Origin of the sequence: Flavobacterium fluviale (assembly GCF_003312915.1) — a bacterium.
Lineage (GTDB): Bacteria > Bacteroidota > Bacteroidia > Flavobacteriales > Flavobacteriaceae > Flavobacterium > Flavobacterium fluviale.
On the sequence record NZ_CP030261.1, the window covers coordinates 104,652 to 123,366 of the forward strand.

Annotated in this window: 15 protein-coding genes; 8 read left to right on the top strand and 7 right to left on the bottom strand. The window is 33.1% G+C overall.

Translation table 11 applies throughout. The annotated features are described in order from the left end of the window. The first annotated feature begins 107 nt into the window (after positions 1 to 107). Positions 108 to 1,937, top strand: coding sequence for an ABC transporter ATP-binding protein (locus tag HYN86_RS00545; RefSeq protein WP_113676311.1), 1,830 nt, complete (start codon positions 108 to 110; stop codon positions 1,935 to 1,937). Between the two features lie 126 nt (positions 1,938 to 2,063). Further along, positions 2,064 to 2,765, top strand: a complete 702-nt coding sequence (locus tag HYN86_RS00550; protein WP_113676312.1) for a DUF2971 domain-containing protein — start codon at positions 2,064 to 2,066, stop codon at positions 2,763 to 2,765. Between the two features lie 135 nt (positions 2,766 to 2,900). On the opposite strand, the gene HYN86_RS00555 is transcribed toward HYN86_RS00550, so the two are convergent. From HYN86_RS00555 to HYN86_RS00565, 3 genes are all read right to left on the bottom strand, one after another. Further along, positions 2,901 to 3,620, bottom strand: coding sequence for a CREC-EF hand family protein (locus HYN86_RS00555; RefSeq protein ID WP_113676313.1), 720 nt, complete (start codon positions 3,618 to 3,620; stop codon positions 2,901 to 2,903). Between the two features lie 89 nt (positions 3,621 to 3,709). After that, positions 3,710 to 6,175 carry a carboxypeptidase-like regulatory domain-containing protein gene (locus HYN86_RS00560; RefSeq protein WP_113676314.1) on the bottom strand — a complete coding sequence of 822 codons (2,466 nt, stop codon included), beginning with the start codon at positions 6,173 to 6,175 and terminating at the stop codon, positions 3,710 to 3,712. An 11-nt stretch (positions 6,176 to 6,186) separates the two neighbouring features. Next, positions 6,187 to 7,866, bottom strand: a complete 1,680-nt coding sequence (locus HYN86_RS00565; protein WP_113676315.1) for a M23 family metallopeptidase — start codon at positions 7,864 to 7,866, stop codon at positions 6,187 to 6,189. A 181-nt stretch (positions 7,867 to 8,047) separates the two neighbouring features. Here HYN86_RS00565 and HYN86_RS00570 point away from each other — a divergent pair, with 181 nt between their 5' ends. The 3 genes from HYN86_RS00570 to rny all read left to right on the top strand — a co-directional run bounded on the left by HYN86_RS00570 (position 8,048) and on the right by rny (position 10,405). Then, a complete protein-coding gene (locus tag HYN86_RS00570; protein WP_095952164.1) occupies positions 8,048 to 8,338 on the top strand; it encodes a hypothetical protein in 291 nt (96 codons plus the stop codon). Positions 8,339 to 8,342: 4 nt separating this feature from the next. Next, positions 8,343 to 8,636, top strand: a complete 294-nt coding sequence (locus HYN86_RS00575; RefSeq protein ID WP_057117751.1) for a cell division protein ZapA — start codon at positions 8,343 to 8,345, stop codon at positions 8,634 to 8,636. A 209-nt stretch (positions 8,637 to 8,845) separates the two neighbouring features. Further along, entirely contained in the window at positions 8,846 to 10,405 is a 1,560-nt protein-coding gene (rny, locus tag HYN86_RS00580; RefSeq protein WP_113676316.1) for a ribonuclease Y, read from the top strand. 69 nt (positions 10,406 to 10,474) lie between these two features. Here the strand turns inward: rny and HYN86_RS00585 are convergent, their stop codons facing one another. The 4 genes from HYN86_RS00585 to HYN86_RS00600 form a co-directional block, all read right to left on the bottom strand. After that, on the bottom strand, positions 10,475 to 11,995 hold the full coding sequence (locus tag HYN86_RS00585) for a sensor histidine kinase (RefSeq protein ID WP_113676317.1): 1,521 nt from the start codon (positions 11,993 to 11,995) through the stop codon (positions 10,475 to 10,477). Between the two features lie 152 nt (positions 11,996 to 12,147). Beyond that, positions 12,148 to 13,044, bottom strand: a complete 897-nt coding sequence (gene xerD / locus HYN86_RS00590; protein ID WP_113676318.1) for a site-specific tyrosine recombinase XerD — start codon at positions 13,042 to 13,044, stop codon at positions 12,148 to 12,150. A gap of 81 nt (positions 13,045 to 13,125) precedes the next feature. Next, the gene (locus HYN86_RS00595) at positions 13,126 to 13,707 is read right to left on the bottom strand and encodes a porin family protein (protein WP_113676319.1); all 582 of its coding nucleotides are present in this window, start codon (positions 13,705 to 13,707) and stop codon (positions 13,126 to 13,128) included. A gap of 195 nt (positions 13,708 to 13,902) precedes the next feature. Further along, positions 13,903 to 14,409: a porin family protein gene (locus tag HYN86_RS00600; RefSeq protein WP_113676320.1), complete on the bottom strand. Its 507-nt coding sequence runs from the start codon at positions 14,407 to 14,409 to the stop codon at positions 13,903 to 13,905. Between the two features lie 282 nt (positions 14,410 to 14,691). On the opposite strand from HYN86_RS00600, the gene HYN86_RS00605 reads away from it, so the two are divergent. The 3 genes from HYN86_RS00605 to HYN86_RS00615 all read left to right on the top strand — a co-directional run bounded on the left by HYN86_RS00605 (position 14,692) and on the right by HYN86_RS00615 (position 18,455). Then, the gene (locus HYN86_RS00605; RefSeq protein WP_113676321.1) at positions 14,692 to 15,252 is read left to right on the top strand and encodes a porin family protein; all 561 of its coding nucleotides are present in this window, start codon (positions 14,692 to 14,694) and stop codon (positions 15,250 to 15,252) included. A gap of 125 nt (positions 15,253 to 15,377) precedes the next feature. Continuing rightward, positions 15,378 to 15,791: a type II 3-dehydroquinate dehydratase gene (aroQ, locus tag HYN86_RS00610; RefSeq protein ID WP_113676322.1), complete on the top strand. Its 414-nt coding sequence runs from the start codon at positions 15,378 to 15,380 to the stop codon at positions 15,789 to 15,791. Positions 15,792 to 15,968: 177 nt separating this feature from the next. Beyond that, a complete protein-coding gene (locus HYN86_RS00615; protein WP_113676323.1) occupies positions 15,969 to 18,455 on the top strand; it encodes a DUF5686 and carboxypeptidase regulatory-like domain-containing protein in 2,487 nt (828 codons plus the stop codon). The last annotated feature ends 260 nt before the right edge of the window (positions 18,456 to 18,715 follow it).

Sequence of the window (18,715 nt, forward strand, 5' to 3'; positions counted from 1 at the left end):
ACATTCATTCATAACCAAAATTTCAGTATTTAACTCATTACCAAAATAAAACAGAACCAAAAAACTCGAAAGAGTCTCCTGCCTTGCAAAAATAACATCAATAATAAATGGATAATTTCAAAAAAATATTCCCTTTTATACTTCCCTATAAAAGATACGCTTTCTTAAACATCTTCTTTAATATTCTGTATGCGCTTTTCAGCACGCTTTCGTTTATGGCTTTAATTCCTATGATTCAGGTTTTATTTGACAAAACCAAAAGCAACACTGTTATGCCGGTGTACGAAGGAATTGCGCACATTAAAGAGTACGGAGAAAACTATTTAAGCTATTACATTACAACAAACACAGACCCAAACAATCCTGGTTTTGTACTTTCAGTAATGGTTGCCATCATCATTTCGATCTTTTTATTAAAAAACTTAGCTGATTATGCTGCAATGTTTTTTATTACTTTTTTGCGTAATGGTGTTTTAAGAGATATGCGTAATGCGATGTATAAAAAATCACTGGAACTGCCATTGGCTTTTTATTCTGAAAAAAGAAAAGGAGATGTAATTTCGAGAATTTCCGGTGATGTAAACGAGGTTCAAACTTCATTTTTGGCTATTTTAGAGCTTATCGTAAAAGAGCCTCTAACGATTATTTTTACCATAATTGCAATGCTTATTATTAGTGCAAAACTAACCCTGTTTGTTTTTATCTTCATTCCGGTTTCAGGATATATTATTTCATTAATTGGAAAACAGCTTAAAAAGCAATCTACAAAAGCGCAGCAGGAACAAGGTACTTTCCTATCGACTATTGAAGAAACCATGGGCGGATTAAAAGTCGTTAAAGGATATAATTCTGAGAACTATTTCAATTCTGTTTTTCAAAGTTCTACAAAACGTTTTTTTGATTTATCAAACACCATTGGAAACCGTCAGAACTTAGCTTCGCCTGCGAGTGAATTTATGGGAATTACGGTAATTGCAGTATTGCTTTGGTATGGTGGTCAAATGGTTTTAATTGATAAAACACTAGACGGAGCATCTTTCATTGCTTACATGGGACTAGCTTATAACATTCTTACTCCTGCGAAAGCAATTTCAAAAGCTTCATACGGAGTTAAAAGAGGAAATGCCGCTGCAGAACGTGTGTTAGAAATTTTGGATCAGGAAAACACAATTGTTTCTTCAGAAAAAGCAACAGAAAAAACGACTTTTGATAATGATATTGATATTCAAAACATCAATTTTAAATACGAAGACGAAACTGTTTTAAAAGACTTTTCTCTACAAATCAAAAAAGGACAGACAGTTGCTCTTGTTGGTCAATCTGGAAGTGGAAAAAGTACTATTGCTAATTTATTAACTCGTTTTTACGATGTAAATGAAGGTTCAATTTCTATTGATGGAATCAACATTAAGCATATCAACCTGCAGTCGCTTCGCAGCTTAATGGGGCTTGTAACTCAGGACAGCATTTTATTTAATGACACCATTAAAGCAAATATTGCACTAGGAAAACTTGACGCTACGGATGATGAAATCATGGAAGCTTTAAAAATCGCAAACGCATACGAATTTGTAAAAGATCTGCCTGGTGGAATTTACACTAATATTGGCGACAGCGGAAACAAACTTTCTGGGGGACAAAAACAACGTTTATCTATTGCGAGGGCGGTTTTGAAAAATCCACCAATTATGATTTTGGATGAAGCAACATCTGCATTAGACACAGAAAGCGAAAAATTTGTTCAGGTTGCACTTGATAAAATGATGCAGAACAGAACTTCAATTGTAATTGCCCACAGGCTTTCAACTATTCAAAAAGCAGATTTGATAGTAGTGATGCAAAAAGGAAAAATTGTAGAACAGGGAACACATGACCAATTAATAGCGCAAAACGGAACTTATAACAAATTGGTCACAATGCAGTCTTTCGAATCTTAAGACTTTATATAAAATCAAAATCTACACAGATTAAGGAAATATTAAAACTCAATTTAATTTCTTTAATCTGTGTTTTATTTTATAACTTTAGGTGAGTTTAAGAATAAATCATTTAACCTCAATAGAATGTATCTTAACAACCCAAACATCATACTTCCTGAAGATCCCGACACTATAGTTTGGAAATATCTTGATTTATCCAAATTTTTAGATCTCTTACTTTCAAAGAAACTATTCATGTCACGATCTGATAAATTCGAAGATCAATACGAAGGTACTTTCAGCGAACCCACTTATGAAGAAATCAAAAAGCTAGCAGTCGATAATCCTGACTTTTTAAATTATTATAAAACCCACCGCGAAAAAGTAGCCATAAGCAGCTGGCATATTAACGAATATGAATCGTTTGCTATGTGGCAGATTTTTACTCAAAATAGTGAAGGTTTAGCGATTCAGTCAACAATTGGGAGGTTACAAAAAGCTTTAAAACCAGAAAATAATTTTGATCAATATATTGGTGAAGTAAATTATATCGATTATAAAAAAGAATACATTCCGTTTGACGACTTATTCTTTCCTTTTTTATTTAAAAGAAAAAGTTTTCAGTACGAACGCGAAGTCCGCATTATCACCGATACTTCAAAAAGTACTTTAAAACTAAATGATGGATTAAAAATCAATGTAGACATCAATCAGCTAATTGAAAAAATTTACATTCATCCAAAATCTGAAAACTGGTACAAAAAACTGGTAATAGAATTGGTAGAACGCTTAGATTTTGGTTTCGAAATTGAAAAATCTGATTTAGAAAGTGATATATTAATTTAAAGGTTCTGAGGTACTGAGGTACTGAGATACTAAGGAGATGTGTTTCTTTTATAAACAAAGAAAGCTGTTTAAAAATTATTTAAATAATTCTTAAACAGCTTTCTATAAAACTTAGAACCTTAGTCCCTTAGTACCTTAGATAGGCTTATAACTTTTAACTTCCCATTTTTTAGAAGCTAAATCTATATAATTATAATGCAGCACATCATTTTTATCGAATTGTCCGTTTTGGTTGGTGTCTTCAATTGTTCTAAAATATAAACGATTTTTAGATTCTACTAAATTCCAATCAATCAACTCTTGAAGATCAGCAGAAACTTTTGTAAAGTTTTCTCCGCTGATATCGCTTAAATACAAAGTTTTAATATCGCTGGTATCTATCTTTCCATCTTTGTTAGTATCAGAATCAGTAAGAGTGTAAACCATAACATTATTATGAGTTTTATCTGCAATTGTTTTTAAGTAAGTGGCAGTTAAAATTAAAATTGGTTTTTCTGATAATGGACGAATAGAATCTGAATCAACTTTTTGAAATTTTAAATTCTGTAAATAACCTGTGATTTCATATTCTCCTAAATTAGAAATAGTAAAACTCACATCATTTACGCTTGATGAACCATATCTTGCTTTAGAGCCTTTTTCATAAACTCTTAAATCTCCAACTGGGTGAATTAGATAGTCTGTCCCTTGCATTTGAATAGGAAGATCCGCCACCTCTACCTGCGTAGAATCGGCTTTAGTGACACTTACCTTATTTGATACGTCGTAACTTACTTTTGGTTTTTTAACTTCTTCGCGGCAGCTTATTACTGTTCCAACGATTACCAAGGCTATATATTTAAAATACTTTTTCATCTACGCGGATTATATTCGATTATCAAATATACTATTTTTGATTGTAATTTTGGTTTTTATTGAATTTTACTAAAAAATTAGAAAAGACTTTACAGTCTCGCATTAATCTTAACGTTAAAAACCCTCGAAGTCATATAATTTGGAATCGCATATTGATTTTTAGAATACACATCACGAACCCAAGTGTTTGTAATAGCGTTTTGATTATTAAAGAGATTGAAAACTTCTAGCCCGACAGCCAATTCTTTAAAATTTTTCAACCAGCTTGTTTTAGTATTCTGCGTACTGCTGTCTACAAAAACTTTTGCAAAACCAATATCTGCTCTTCTGTAATCGTTTAATCTATTTTGATACAAATAAGGATCGGTATATGATGGCGCGCCACCTGGCAGACCCGTATTGTAAACCAAATTCAGATACACTTTCACACTTGGAATATTCGGCATATAATCCTGAAACAACATCGCAAACTTTAAACGCTGGTCTGTCGGGCGGGCAATATAACCTTTGTTTTCATAATTTTCTTCGGTCTTCATGTATCCGAAACTTACCCAAGATTCTGTTCCAGGCACAAATTCTCCGTTCAATCTAAAATCAAGACCTTGTGCGTAAGCTTTCGCATTATTATTGGCGACATAACGAATTCTAACATTATCAATTGAATACACATTCACATCTGAAAGTGATTTATAATAAACTTCTGTAACCCATTTAAAAGGGCGATTCCACATTTTAAAATTGTAGTCATTTCCTAAAACCACATGAACAGCTTCCTGAGCTTTTACATTCGGATTCACAACTCCATCCAAATCGCGAAGTTCTCTATAAAATGGCGGCTGATGATACAATCCACCCGAAATTCTAAAAACCATATCCCGATCCCAGTCTGGTTTTATGGCAAATTGTGCACGCGGACTTACAACGGTCTGATTTTTTCCTTCTTCTAAAGCTCCCGAAACACTCCAGCTTTGAAAACGCGCTCCTAAATGATACCAAATTCTACTGGAACCAATTTCAGATTGTTGATTCCATTGCGCATATCCAGAAAAGCGGTTGATTGTATTAAAATTTGCCGCACGAATATCTTGATACGGCAAAAGAGGACCTGTGTAAGGCGTATAAGGCTGATTATTTTCTGGCAGAATTACCAATGGCGGATTTAAAGAAAAACCAGCCGAATCGATCATCTCCCACTCTACCACTCTATCTCGTATCGATTCTCGAGTATACTTTAAACCAAATTCCAACTGGCTCTCTTTCCACTCTTTTGTTCCTTTCAATTCAATGTTGGCAATTAACGCATCCAGATCGTTACGGGCATGATTTAACTGCGAACCAATTCCGCGTGTAAAATCAATAGCGGAAGGATTTTCGGGATCTTCAGCATTCACATTACCTAAACGGTATTGTGCCAGAATATCAAAATGTTCTTTTTCAGTTGTATGAAATAATGATCCGATTAATTTTAAAGTCAGCGAAGGCGAAACTTTGTAAGTTGTTTTTAAAGCACCAAAATAAGTATCATATTGGTCTTTTTCCTGACCTTGATAATAAACAGCAAGCGCCATTGGCTGATCTATCGTACCAAATTTTGTTTCTCGAGTCAGAGGCTGATACAAATATTTATTCTGCGAAATATTCCCTAAAAAACTCATCTGCCATTTTTCAGAAATATCATAATTAATATTTGTCTGAACGTCTGCAAAAGTCGGTGTATAATTCGTCTGCGTATCTTGACTATTTACGAGCAGACTATTGTTTCGATAACGAACTCCAGTCACTGCAGACCATTTTTTGTTTTTAGAAACCAAATCAACAGAAGCACTTCCGCCAAGAAAACTCGCTTCAAAAGAAGCACCAAACTGCGTTGGTTTTCTATACGTAATATCTAAAACAGAAGATAATTTATCTCCGAATTTAGCCTGAAATCCACCAGCTGAAAAATCAACATTCTGGACCAAATCAGTATTCGTAAAACTTAAGCCTTCCTGCTGGCCCGAACGAATTAAAAACGGACGATAGACCTCGACCTCGTTTACATAAACCAGATTTTCGTCATAATTCCCGCCGCGAACCATATATTGTGTACTTAATTCATTATTTGAATTGACACCTGGAAGCGTTTTCAAAACATTTTCAATTCCCGCATTGGCACCTGGAATCTTTTTTATGGTTTCGGTGTCAATTGTCGCAATTCCCTGTACACGTTTTCTATTTCCCGAAGAAACAAAAACTTCTCCCATTTGTTCCTGAGAATTATTCATAATCGGATTAAAAACAAAAACTTCATTTGTTTTCAAACTAACCGTTAAACTCATTGTTTTTAACGAAACGTGAGTAAATATCAGCGAGACCTTTTTGTTTGATGGAATTACAATTTCAAAAAAGCCATTTGAATCTGTTTGCACTGAATTTCCCTGCGAAGAAATATTTACACTTGGAACAGGATGTTTTTCCGTATCTAAAATTACACCTTTAACAAAAGCATTTTGAGCTAATGAAATACAGCTGAAAAATAAAAAAAGAAAAGCGAATATAAACCTATTGTAATTCAAAGATTGCGGTTTTATTTTTGACTTCTAAAAAAATGAGTTTCAAAGATAGTAGTATTTCCTACATTGTCAACAACTTCTAATTTTAAAAAATTCTCGCCTTCCGTTAAATATTGATCATCAAAAGTGTGCGTGATTTTTCGAGTTTTATTTTCATATTCAAACAAAACCCAGCTTCCGTTTAAGTAGCCATTATAAGATTTAATTCCAGAAGCAGAATCGCCAATTGTAAATTCAATTTTTTTCTGGCCGGTAATCCATTTTCCTTCAACAGGTTTGGCAATTTTTATAACTGGAGCAATTGTATCTAGAACTAAGCCATACTGACCTAAAATTTTTGCTTTAGCAGTGAAAACATCCCCTTTTCTGATAGTTCCATTAAAACTATTACCTTTTCCAATGTAAAGCTTGTCGCGTAAATTTTCAGGATATGAATCGTCTTTTATCGTAATGGTAAAATTGGCATGCACCGGAACCGTATCGTCGTGAATATAGATTTTATTATTTCTAACGTCAAAATTCATGTTGAAATCTTCATAAAAAGTTCCTGCAGGAAAAAATACAGACATATTACCTTTTTCGAAATTAGAATCTTTATTGTATCGCACAAAATAAGGTCCTGTAACAGGTTCTGCCTGCACGAGCGGTGTTGCTGTATCATATTCAATTGGCACTGTTATCGAATTTAAATTTCCGAAATAATCCGAAACTTCAATTCTGTAATTCGAGGCCAAGTTTGGTTCTGGCGTGATAACTCCGTATTGAGAATCTGTTTTAATTATGCTTAGAGCAAAAGGCGTTTTCATAAAAAGCTTTTGAACTCTCTGACTTGTTTTTTTATACCTCGCATAATCTATAAAAGCATTGATATAGCGCATTTCATCAAACGAATACGTATTAAACTGATAATTATAATTCGGATTTCCGTTTAAAAAAGTAGAAACATTGTAAACTCCATTTTTGTTATAAGAAACATCATCCGTATCTGTTGCATTGATTCCAAAACCAATTTTTCCGTTTGCTTTTACTTTTGAAGCCAGATAAGTTCCGTCTTTTTGCAGCGCCATGCTAAGCAGTAAAGGCTGTTTGGACTGATTTACAGTTGAATTATCGAGCGGATAAACATACAAACTTGATAAAGTGGGCTTTTTAGAATCTTTTATATTTTGGTCAAAGCCAAAGAAAATCGGGTTGATTACGAATTCGGTTTTAGTATCGCGAATTTCAAAATGAAGATGCGGTCCTTCTGAGGATCCAGTATTACCAGAGAGCCCAATTATTTGTCCTTTTGTTACAGGAAGCTCATCTGGTTTTGGAAACATTTCAATTTCATATCCTTTTTCTTTGTAATGAGTATTTTTTACATAATCCAGGATTGCACCAACTGGAGACTGTAAATGACCATAAACAGAAGTGTAACCGTTTGGATGCGTAATGTAAATACATTTACCATTTCCGAACGTCGAAATTTTAATTCTCGATACGTAACCATCTGCAATTGCATGCACACTCAATCCTTCTCTTTGATTTGTTTTTAAATCAAAACCCGCATGAAAATGATTAGGTCTTAACTCTCCAAAATTCCCAGAAAGCTGCATTGGAATATCTAGCGGGGCGCGGAAATAATCTTTAGGATATTGTGTTTGGGCAAATAGAAAATGACAGGATAAAAGGGCAAGTATAGATAATCTCATAAAAAAAATATTTTTGCTAAAATAAAAAATTAACAGGTAAAAACCTAAAAAACAAACTTAATAACACAAGATACTGAATTTCATTTATTTGTCTCTTTTTAATGTAAAAAATTCGATAAAAAATTGCATTAATAAAAAGGAATACTAACTTTGTAGGATTAAGTAATGAATAGGATGCATAATGAGTGTAATTGCAGAAATAATTGATACTCTTGAATATAAAGTCGAAAAGCTTTTTGAAAAATCAAAAGGTTTGGAGAAAAATAATCAAGCACTACGATTAGAACTAGCCAAAGCTGCGCAAATTATCCAGAAACAATCTGAAGAAATTGAAGCTTTGAAGAAGCAAAATGAAACACTTAAGATAGCCAATTCGTTGCTTGGCAGCGACAATAACAAGAGAGAGACAAAGCTTAAAATAAATTCATTAATTCGCGAAATCGATTACTGTATAGCGCAATTATCAGATTAGTAATATGGACGGAAAGCTTAAAATTAAAATATCAATTGCCGACCGCGTTTACCCTTTAACGGTTGAACCAGCTCAGGAAGAAGGCCTTAGAAGCGCTTCTAAAAAAATTGATGCTATGATTAAGCAGTTCGAAGAAAATTACGCGGTTCGTGACAAACAAGATGTTCTAGCAATGTGCGCATTGCAGTTTGCATCACAAGTCGAACAAAAACAAATTGATAACGCAATCGATGGAGAAGAAACCATTGAGCGAATTAAGAAATTAAATCTGCTTTTAGATCAATATCTCGAAAATTAAACGTTCTTTACAAGAAACTAAGATACTGCCTACATTAGTTCACAATTGGTAAACTCAACACTAACAATTTAGAATGAGCAAATCGTCGCTACTATAGTATGCCCAGCTTTGACCGGGAAACTTGAACAGTGAGTTAGCTCAAAACTTGTCTTTACGAGTTTATTCAAGCAATTAATGTAGGCTTTTTTTATATATAAACCCTAATAAACATGGACATCATAACGATCATTATTGGTATTGTGGGTATTGCAGCAGGATTTGCAATAGCTAAAATTATCGAGAAAAGTAATATTTCAAACCTAATTAAAAACGCCAAAAAAGAAGCAGCTTCAATTTTAAAAGATGCTAATTTAGAAGCTGAAAATATTAAAAAAGACAAAATTCTTCAAGCAAAAGAAAAATTCATTGAATTAAAATCTGAGCACGAACAAGTTATTTTAGCAAGAGACAAAAAAGTTGCTGAAGTAGAAAAACGCGTGCGTGATAAAGAATCTCAGGTTTCAAATGAACTTTCTAAAGCTAAAAAAGTTAACGACGACTTTGAAGCTAAAACTGCTGAATACAATAATAAAATTGAAGTTTTAGACAAAAAACAAGCTGAAGTTGATAAACTTCACAAAAGTCAATTACAGCAGCTTGAAGTAATTTCTGGTCTTTCTGCTGAAGAAGCAAAAGAACAATTAGTAGAAGGTTTAAAAGCTGAAGCTAAAACAAAAGCGATGTCTCATATTCAAGAAACAATTGAAGAGGCTAAGCTTACTGCGCAGCAAGAAGCTAAGAAAATTATTATCAACACTATTCAAAGAGTTGGAACTGAAGAAGCAGTTGAAAATTGCGTTTCTGTTTTCAACATTGAATCTGATGATGTAAAAGGTAGAATTATTGGTCGTGAAGGACGTAACATTAGAGCTCTTGAAGCTGCAACTGGAGTTGAAATCATTGTTGATGATACACCAGAAGCTATCATTCTTTCTTGTTTTGATCCAGTTCGTAGAGAAATTGCGCGTTTGTCATTACACAAATTAGTAACTGATGGACGTATTCACCCAGCGAGAATCGAAGAAGTGGTTGCTAAAACCGCAAAACAAATCGACGACGAAATTATCGAGGTTGGAAAACGTACGGTAATCGACTTAGGAATTCATGGTTTACACCCAGAATTAATAAAAGTTGTCGGCAGAATGAAATACCGTTCTTCTTACGGACAAAATTTATTACAGCACTCAAGAGAGGTTTCTAAACTTTGCGGTATCATGGCTGCAGAATTAGGATTGAATGTTAAACTAGCTAAAAGAGCAGGTTTACTTCACGATATTGGAAAAGTGCCAGACACAGAAAGTGATTTACCACACGCACTTTTAGGAATGCAGTGGGCTGAAAAATATGGTGAAAAAGAAGAAGTTTGCAACGCGATTGGAGCGCACCACGACGAGATCGAAATGAAATCTTTATTGTCGCCGATTATTCAGGTTTGTGATGCTATTTCTGGAGCAAGACCAGGAGCAAGACGCCAGGTATTGGATTCTTACATCCAACGTTTGAAAGATCTTGAAGATGTTGCTTACGGATTCAGCGGTGTTAAAAACGCTTATGCAATTCAAGCTGGTAGAGAACTTCGTGTAATTGTTGAAAGTGAAAAAGTTTCAGACGATAACGCTGCGAACTTATCCTTCGAAATTTCACAAAAAATTCAAACAGAAATGACTTATCCTGGACAAGTAAAAGTTACAGTTATTAGAGAAACTAGAGCTGTAAATATTGCAAAGTAATAGGATTCATAAACATACAAGAAAGGCTGTCAATTATGACAGCCTTTCTTTTTATCCTTTATTTCATATTTACATATCATTAAAAACAATTTTAAAGCTCGTTCCTACCCCGACTTCACTTTCTACCAAAACCGTCCCTTTCATCGCCTCTATTTGATTTCTTGTAATATAAAGTCCAATTCCACGTGCTTCCTCATGCTTGTGAAAAGTTTTATACATTCCAAACAACAAATCTCCATAAACTTTTAAATCTATTCCGAGACCGTTATCCGTAATCTTAAGCGATTTGAAACCTTCTGGTTCTATCGCAAAATCGAAAATTATTACAGGATCGCGATCTGGATGGGCATATTTTATGGCATTTGTGGTAAAATTCAACAACACACTTTCCATATAAGCCGGATTGAAATTAATTGTCAAATATTTTGGAACATTATTTATAATGGTCACATTTCGTTGTTTATCATAGCCTTTAATCGTCGAAATAGTTTTTTCGATATATTCACACAACATCAACGGCACAACCGCAATATTGATATTACTCTGCGTTTTTACAATCTGTGTCAGATTTGAAATTGTCTCATTCAGGTCATTTGAAACAGTGCGTAAATGTTCCAGCATTTCTTCAACCGTCTGCCTGTTTACATCGGCATCGATAAAATCTAAAATCGACTTAATATTACCAGCCTGCGTATTCAAATTATGCGAAACGATATGCGAAAAGTTCAATAAACGACTGTTCTGATCACTGTACAATTTCATTGTTTTGATAAGTTCCAGTTCTTTTTCTTTTTGAGCAGAAACATCCGTATGCGTACCGATTACACGCAAAGGCTTTCCGTTTTCATCACGTTTGATAACTTTCCCGCGGTCCAAAATCCATTTATAATTACCGCTTGATGTCATTACTCGGTGGTAATTTTCATAATAGGGAATCTTATTGTCAAAATGTTCCTGAATATCCGAGTAATATTTGGGAAGATCATCAGGGTGCACAATTTTATCCCAGCGTTCTGGATCATCAAAAATATCGGTTGATTCTAATTCTAAAATTTTAAGTGAAAGAGAAGAATAAAAAACACTATTGGTCACCATATCCCAGTCCCAAATTCCAGCAGTTGAAGCATCAAGGGCAAATTGAAAACGTTCTTCGGATATGCGAAGTTTTTCTTCTTTATCTTTTAATTCTGTAATATCTGAAACGTGTCCATAAAAAACAACCTTACCACCTACAGTAGATTCTGTTTTTGAAGTAATCTTAAACCAGCGAATTCCTTTTTTAGGCAGAACTGCCCTAAATTGAATTTCCCAAGGCTTAACATCTCTTTTAGCCTGAACTAGAGACTGAAAAAAGCGCTCGCGATCGCTTGCTACAATTCGGTCGAAAATTATAAACTTTATATCATTAGTAAAATCTGCCGCAGAAAGCTCAAATATTTCATCTGCCGATTTACTTACAAGTGGAAACGAATAATTATTATCTGCATCAATAATAAACTGAAAAAGTACGTCAGGCATTTCTGCTAGTAATTTTTTATAAAAATTATTTACTTCTAAGCAATCGTCATTTCCATACAAATCAAAAACCATATACTCCCTTTTTATGTAAATAAATATCCATACTTTTTATTTTTAAAGAAACAAATTAAAATCACAAAATAGTGCTAAATTGTTTTTATTAAAACAAAAATTTAACACAATATATTAATTTTTACGACAAAATAAACGCAATAATGATAAAATTATTTTCTAGGATGGAAACTATGCATTACTTCTTTTAAAAAGCTGCGGTCTAAATGAACGTAAATTTCAGTTGTTGTAATCGATTCGTGGCCTAGCATTAATTGAATTGATCTCAAATCGGCACCATTTTCCAATAAATGTGTTGCAAAAGAATGGCGCAGTGTATGCGGACTTATATTTTTTTTTAATCCAACTTTTTGAGCCAGATCTTTTATAATAGTAAAAACCATTGCTCTGGTTAAGTAATTTCCTCTCCTATTTAAAAACAAAGTATCTTCGGCACCTTTTTTAATACTCAAATTAGGCCGCACTGCATTTTTATAAATATCAATATATTTTTGAGTTAATGGCCCAATCGGAACAAATCGTTCTTTATTTCCCTTTCCGGTGATCTTTATAAATCCCTCATCAAAAAACAAATCGGATATTTTAAGGGAAATTAATTCAGAAACACGTAATCCACATCCGTACAAAGTTTCAAGCATCGCCCTATTCCGTTCGCCCTCGTTAGTACTTAAATCTATCGCTTCTATGAGATTATCTATTTCCTCAAGCGAGAGCGTATCTGGTAATTTACGTCCCGTTTTTGGAGCCTCAATTAATTCCAACGGATTATCGTTTCTGTAATCTTCGAATACCAAATAATTAAAAAAACTTTTCAATCCAGAAATAATCCTTGCCTGCGACCTCGGATTTAATTCTTTTGCGACTTCATAAATAAATTGCTGCAGGGTTTCTTCAGAAATTTTTATGGGTGAAACATCAATTTGATTGGTTTCTAAAAAAAGACACAGGCGCTCAATATCAAAGCCATAGTTTTCAATCGTATTTTTAGACAAACCTCTTTCTATCCTTAAATACGACTGGTAATCTTTTATATATCTGTTCCAATTCATATGTACAAAGTAAACCATTTTTAATCATAAAAAAACCTCCCTGAATCAGGAAGGTTTTTGAAATATTTTTATTCTGAAATATTAGAATTTATAAGATAAAGATAGTGCAAGATTACTGTTTTTTGCACTGTCATAATAATCATCGGTATTATCTACATCTTCATCAGTTAGTGGAGATAAACCAATAGTATATCGAAGACCTACTGCAAGATTATCTGTAAAGTTATATCCAGCACCAATGTTAAAGCCAAAATCTACTGATCTAGTAAAATCTTTAATATCTTCACCTTCAGCTTTAGCAGATAGCAAAACACCTAACTGAGGGCCAGCTTCCACACTAAACTTATTGTCTACAATATAGTATTTCGCTAGTACAGGGATATTTAAATAATTTAATTTAAAATCAACATCTCCTCCAAAGCCTCCATCAACTTTTGTTCCTTGAGCTGAAAATAAAAGCTCTGGCTGTATAAAAAATTTCTCTACAATATTGATCTCAGCAAATCCTCCAACATGAAAACCTACTAAAGTTTTTGTATCATCAACATCTCCTCCAACTACAGTTGAAAGGTTAAGACCTCCTTTTACTCCGAATCTTGTTTGTTGTGCATTTGCAAAACTAAATGCCGCTACCGCTATAGCAGTTAAAATAATTTTCTTCATACTATTTGTTTTGGTTAAATTTTAATGATCAAATATAAAAATATTCTTCATAAAAAATAATTTGGAATTTAACAAATAAAATAGTAATAAGTATATAAGTTGTTAAATTAAAATGATATAAGAATGAAGCAAAATCTAACAAAAAAAAAACCTTCCCGAAGGAAGGCATAAAAAAACTAACTAAACTTGTTTTTTTTAAAAGTGTAATGCAAATCCAACGTTAAACTGGAAAGCACTTTTGAAGTAATCATCATTTAAAGATACATTATAACGGATTCCTGGTTCAACAGAAACATTTTTTCCAATAAACCAAGCATATCCACCTTGTAATCCTAAATAAGATGGGTTTTCATCTGCACCTTTGTAGCTAACTCCATTGTAAGAAACCTCTAAAGGAAATTTGTTTGCTGCATAATATTTTGCCCCAATTTTGTAAGCAAAAACACTGCTGTCATCTCCCTCATCTCCGTAGCCTAATCCAACTTTTAAAGCTAAATTATCAGCCACGAAATAACCACCTTCTGCACCAATATTCCAAGCTGTTTCACCATCAACAGAAGTTAAACCAAAAGATGTTGAACCAACATTAGAACCAAAGCCAGTATTAGCCTCAATTAACCATTTTCCTTTTGCTGTTTGTTCTTGTGCATTAGCAAAACCAAACGCCATTACTGCAATAGCAGCTAAAATTACTTTTTTCATGTTTTATATTTTTTAATTACAAAACACAAAACTAAGATTAGACTTACAAAATTGAATCCACAATAAGTTTAAAAAGTATTAAAATAAGACAGAAAAAAATGACTAAATACGAATCTGATTATCAAGTATCTAAAAGAGTTTTAACTGCCTTTTTATCGTAAAAAATGAATTTCGGTGGGAATTTTATTAATTATTTAATCCAAAATATAAGGCAATAAAATGCTAAATATGTAGTTTTGAATTTTAAATAACGTTTAAATACCAAACTTTAAAAACATTTTTATGAAAAAAATACTTTTAGCAGCTGTTTTGTTCATTGCAACATCAGCTACAATCAACGCTCAATTTGTGCAAATCGGGGTTAAAGCAGGGGTTAACTTTGCAAATCAAACTGGAGGTTCTGACTTTGACGGAATTTCTGTTGACAAAGAAGGTATTACAAGTTACCACGCAGGTCTTGTAGCAGAACTTAAATTATTAGAAAAATTCTCAATTCAGCCAGAGCTTTTGTATACTACACAAGGAGCAACTTATAAAAATGCTATTTCAGAATTCAAAAACGAAATGGGATATATCGCTATTCCTGTAATGGCGAAAATCTACATGACTAAATCACTTAGTTTAGAACTTGGTCCACAAGCTTCATTCCTTGTATCTAATAAAAAAGAATTTGACGTTGCAGATCCAAAAACATTTGACTTTTCTCTTAACGCAGGTTTAGGATTAAAAGTTGTTGGAGGTCTTTTTGTTCAAGCTCGTTACGGAATAGGTTTAACTGAGATTTCAGAAGAAGCTGACTTTAAAAACTCTGTATTCCAACTTTCAGCTGGATACATGTTCTAAAATATATCACATACTTTTATAAAAACCGCTCTATTAATTGGAGCGGTTTTTTTATTTTTACAAAGTTCAATGACAATGGCAGAATAAATGGCAATGTCAATACATAATTACACAAAAAATTAAATATGAGAATCTGCATTATCAACGGACCCAATTTGAATCTTTTAGGGAAACGCGAACCAGAAGTTTACGGAAGCCAGACTTTTGAAGATTACTTTGAAACGTTGAAAGAGAAATTCCCAAACATCGAGCTTTCGTATTATCAAAGTAATATCGAAGGTGAACTAATTGGAAAAATCCAGGAAGTTGGATTTTCATTTGATGGAATCATTTTGAATGCTGGCGCTTACACACACACTTCAATTGGTTTAGGCGATGCCATGAAAGCTGTTACAACTCCTGTAATTGAAGTTCATATTTCTAATACATATGCTCGCGAAAGTTTTAGACATCAATCGTATTTATCTGGAAATGCTAAAGGTGTTATTTTAGGCTTTGGGTTGAAAAGTTATGAATTGGCGATTCAGTCGTTTTTATAATTTAAACTAAATATCATATCACCGAAGTCTTGCAGGAGAAAGGGGCTTCGACTCCGCTCAGCCTGACATCTGCGAGATTAAGCTTGAAAGAAACTCATATAAACAAAATTACAATTTAACATATTATTAATAAGCTCATTTTCAAGTTCTTTTATTTTTGTAAGAGAAACCACTTACATGAAAAACTTTACATTATTAGCCTTTTTAATATTTTCAATTTCCAATTTTGCCCAAATCAAAGGGACTGTAACCGATGAAAAGGGAAATCCACTGCCGTTTGTTTCTATTTTTGAAGAAGGGACTTATCGCGGCACCACTTCGAATGAACAAGGCAAATACCAACTGCAGGTAAAAGAAATTGGTAAAAACCGAATTGTCTTTCAGTATTTAGGTTTTAAAACGCAGAAAATCACAATTTCTCCAGATTCAAATACAACTTTAGATGTCAAAATGGAGGAAGAAAGTTTCTCTCTAAATGAAGTTGTTATTGATCCTAAAAACAATCCAGCAAATGCCATTATAAAAAGCGCGATTGCTAATAAAAAAGAAAACTCCGATAAAACATCTAGATATACAGCCGACTTTTATTCTAAAGGAATGTTTAAGGTCAAAGATCTTCCTAAAAAAATCTTAGGACAGAAAGTTGATCTTGGCGAGGATATGGCTTCCAATTTAGATTCTACTGGAACAGGAATTCTATATTTATCAGAAACCGTTTCTAAAATTACTTTTGAAAAACCCGAGAAGTTAAAGGAAAGAATTATAGCTTCTAAAATTTCAGGAAATAATCGCGGTTACAGCTACAACACTGCAGCATTATCGACTTATGATTTTTATGACAATACTGTAGATTTCAACGTTAAAATGATTTCTCCTATTGCTGATAATGCTTTTACTTACTACAAATACAAGCTCGAAGGAACTTTTTACGACGATAATAAAAAGCAGATTTATAAAATAAAAGTTATTCCAAAGCGAGATAAAGAACCTGTTTTTGAAGGTTACATTTATATTGTTGATGACAGTTTTGCCATTTATGCTATAGACTTAGAGATTAAAGGCTATCGCATGAAAAATGAATTTACCGAAGTAATGAATTTAAAGCAGAGTTTCAGCTATAATGCAAAAAACAAAATTTGGTCTAAAAATGCTCAGACGCTCTCTTTTAATGCAGGTGTTTTTGGAATAAAATTCTCTGGGAACTTCAATTATATTTATTCTAATTATGAATTTCCATCTTCTTTCGAGAAAAAAACTTTTGGAAATGAAATTGTTTCCTTTGAAGCAGACGCCAATAAAAAAGATGATGCATTCTGGAACCAAATCAGACCAATTCCGTTAACTATTGAAGAAAGCACTGATTACAGTAAAAAAGATAGTCTTTTAGTCATTCGAACATCCAGAAAATATACCGATTCTATAGATGCCAAAAACAATAAATTTAAAGTTTGGGATATTTTAATGGGCTACGATTACAAAAATACTTTCAAAAAATATTCTTTTAATTACCAAGGTTTACTAAACATCGCTTCTTTAAGTTTCAATACCGTTCAGGGATTTAATTTGGATTCTGGTTTTTCATTCAAAAAAGAAAATGAAGAAGAAGGAAAAACAACTTCTATTGGTACGACTTTTAATTATGGATTTTCAGATCAGCGATTTAGAGTTGTTGGACAATTTTCCCATAAATTCAATAATATAAATTATGCTACAGTTGGAGTTTCGGGAGGAACAAAAACTGCGCAGTTTAACGGTGCTGAACCTATTACTAAATTGGTCAATTCTATAAGTTCTTTATTTTTTAAAGACAACTATATGAAGTTGTACAATTTAGAATATGCGCAGGTTAACTATTCGCAAGACGTTTTAAATGGCGTTAATTTGTTTGGAAAAGTGGCCTACGAACAGCGAAAAGCTCTTTTCAATACCACTGATTATTCTTTCTTTAAAAGAGATGATCTATATTCTTCAAACAATCCTCTTGCTCCAAATGATTTTACCACGGCACCATTTGAGCAGCATCATTTGTTTAAAGCAGGTCTAAATGCCAGAATTAACTTTGGAAATAAATATATTTCAAGACCAGACGGAAGATACAATTTTAGAGATGACAAATATCCAACAGTAGTTTTAGGTTTCGAAAAAGCTTTTGCTGCAAGCGAAAAGAAATACGAATTTGAAAGAATCGGCACTTCTGTGCAATATGATTTACGACTTGGAAATAAAGGTCTTTTGGGAACTAATTTTAGAGCCGGAAAATTCTTCAATGCAGAAAATATTTCTTTTATAGATTACAGACATTTCAACGGAAACCAAACTCATATTGGTACAAGCGGCCGCTATTTAAATGTTTTTAATTTAATGCCATACTACGCCAATAGCACAAATGATAGTTATTTTGAAATGCATCTAGAGCACAATGACACAGGATTTATTATGAATAAAATTCCATTACTAAATCTATTAAAATCTACGATGAATATTGGATTTCACTCGCTGGCAATTCCAGATCGAAAACCTTATACGGAATTCACTGTTGGTTTGGATAATTTAGGTTTCGGTAAATTTAAATTGTTTAGAGTGGATTACGTACATTCTTATCAAGGAGGCATTCAACAAAATGGTGTTGTGTTTGGATTGAAGATTTTGAATGTTTTAGATTAGGTGCAAAGCTGCAAAGGTTCAGAGGTACAAAGGTATGTGCTTTGAGAATTTCGCTGGACGCTTGAACCGACAACTATTTTATTACAAAATAATTTTCTTACTACCAGAGATTGCGTTAGGGATAGGAGCGACATCCTTTTTGTTTTTTCTTTAAAAACAAAAAGATATAGCGGATAGCCCGGCCGAAGGTAACGCGCATAAAAAAATCCATTGACTCTTTTAAAGAATAAATGGATTTTTTAAATTTTATCTTAGAAGCA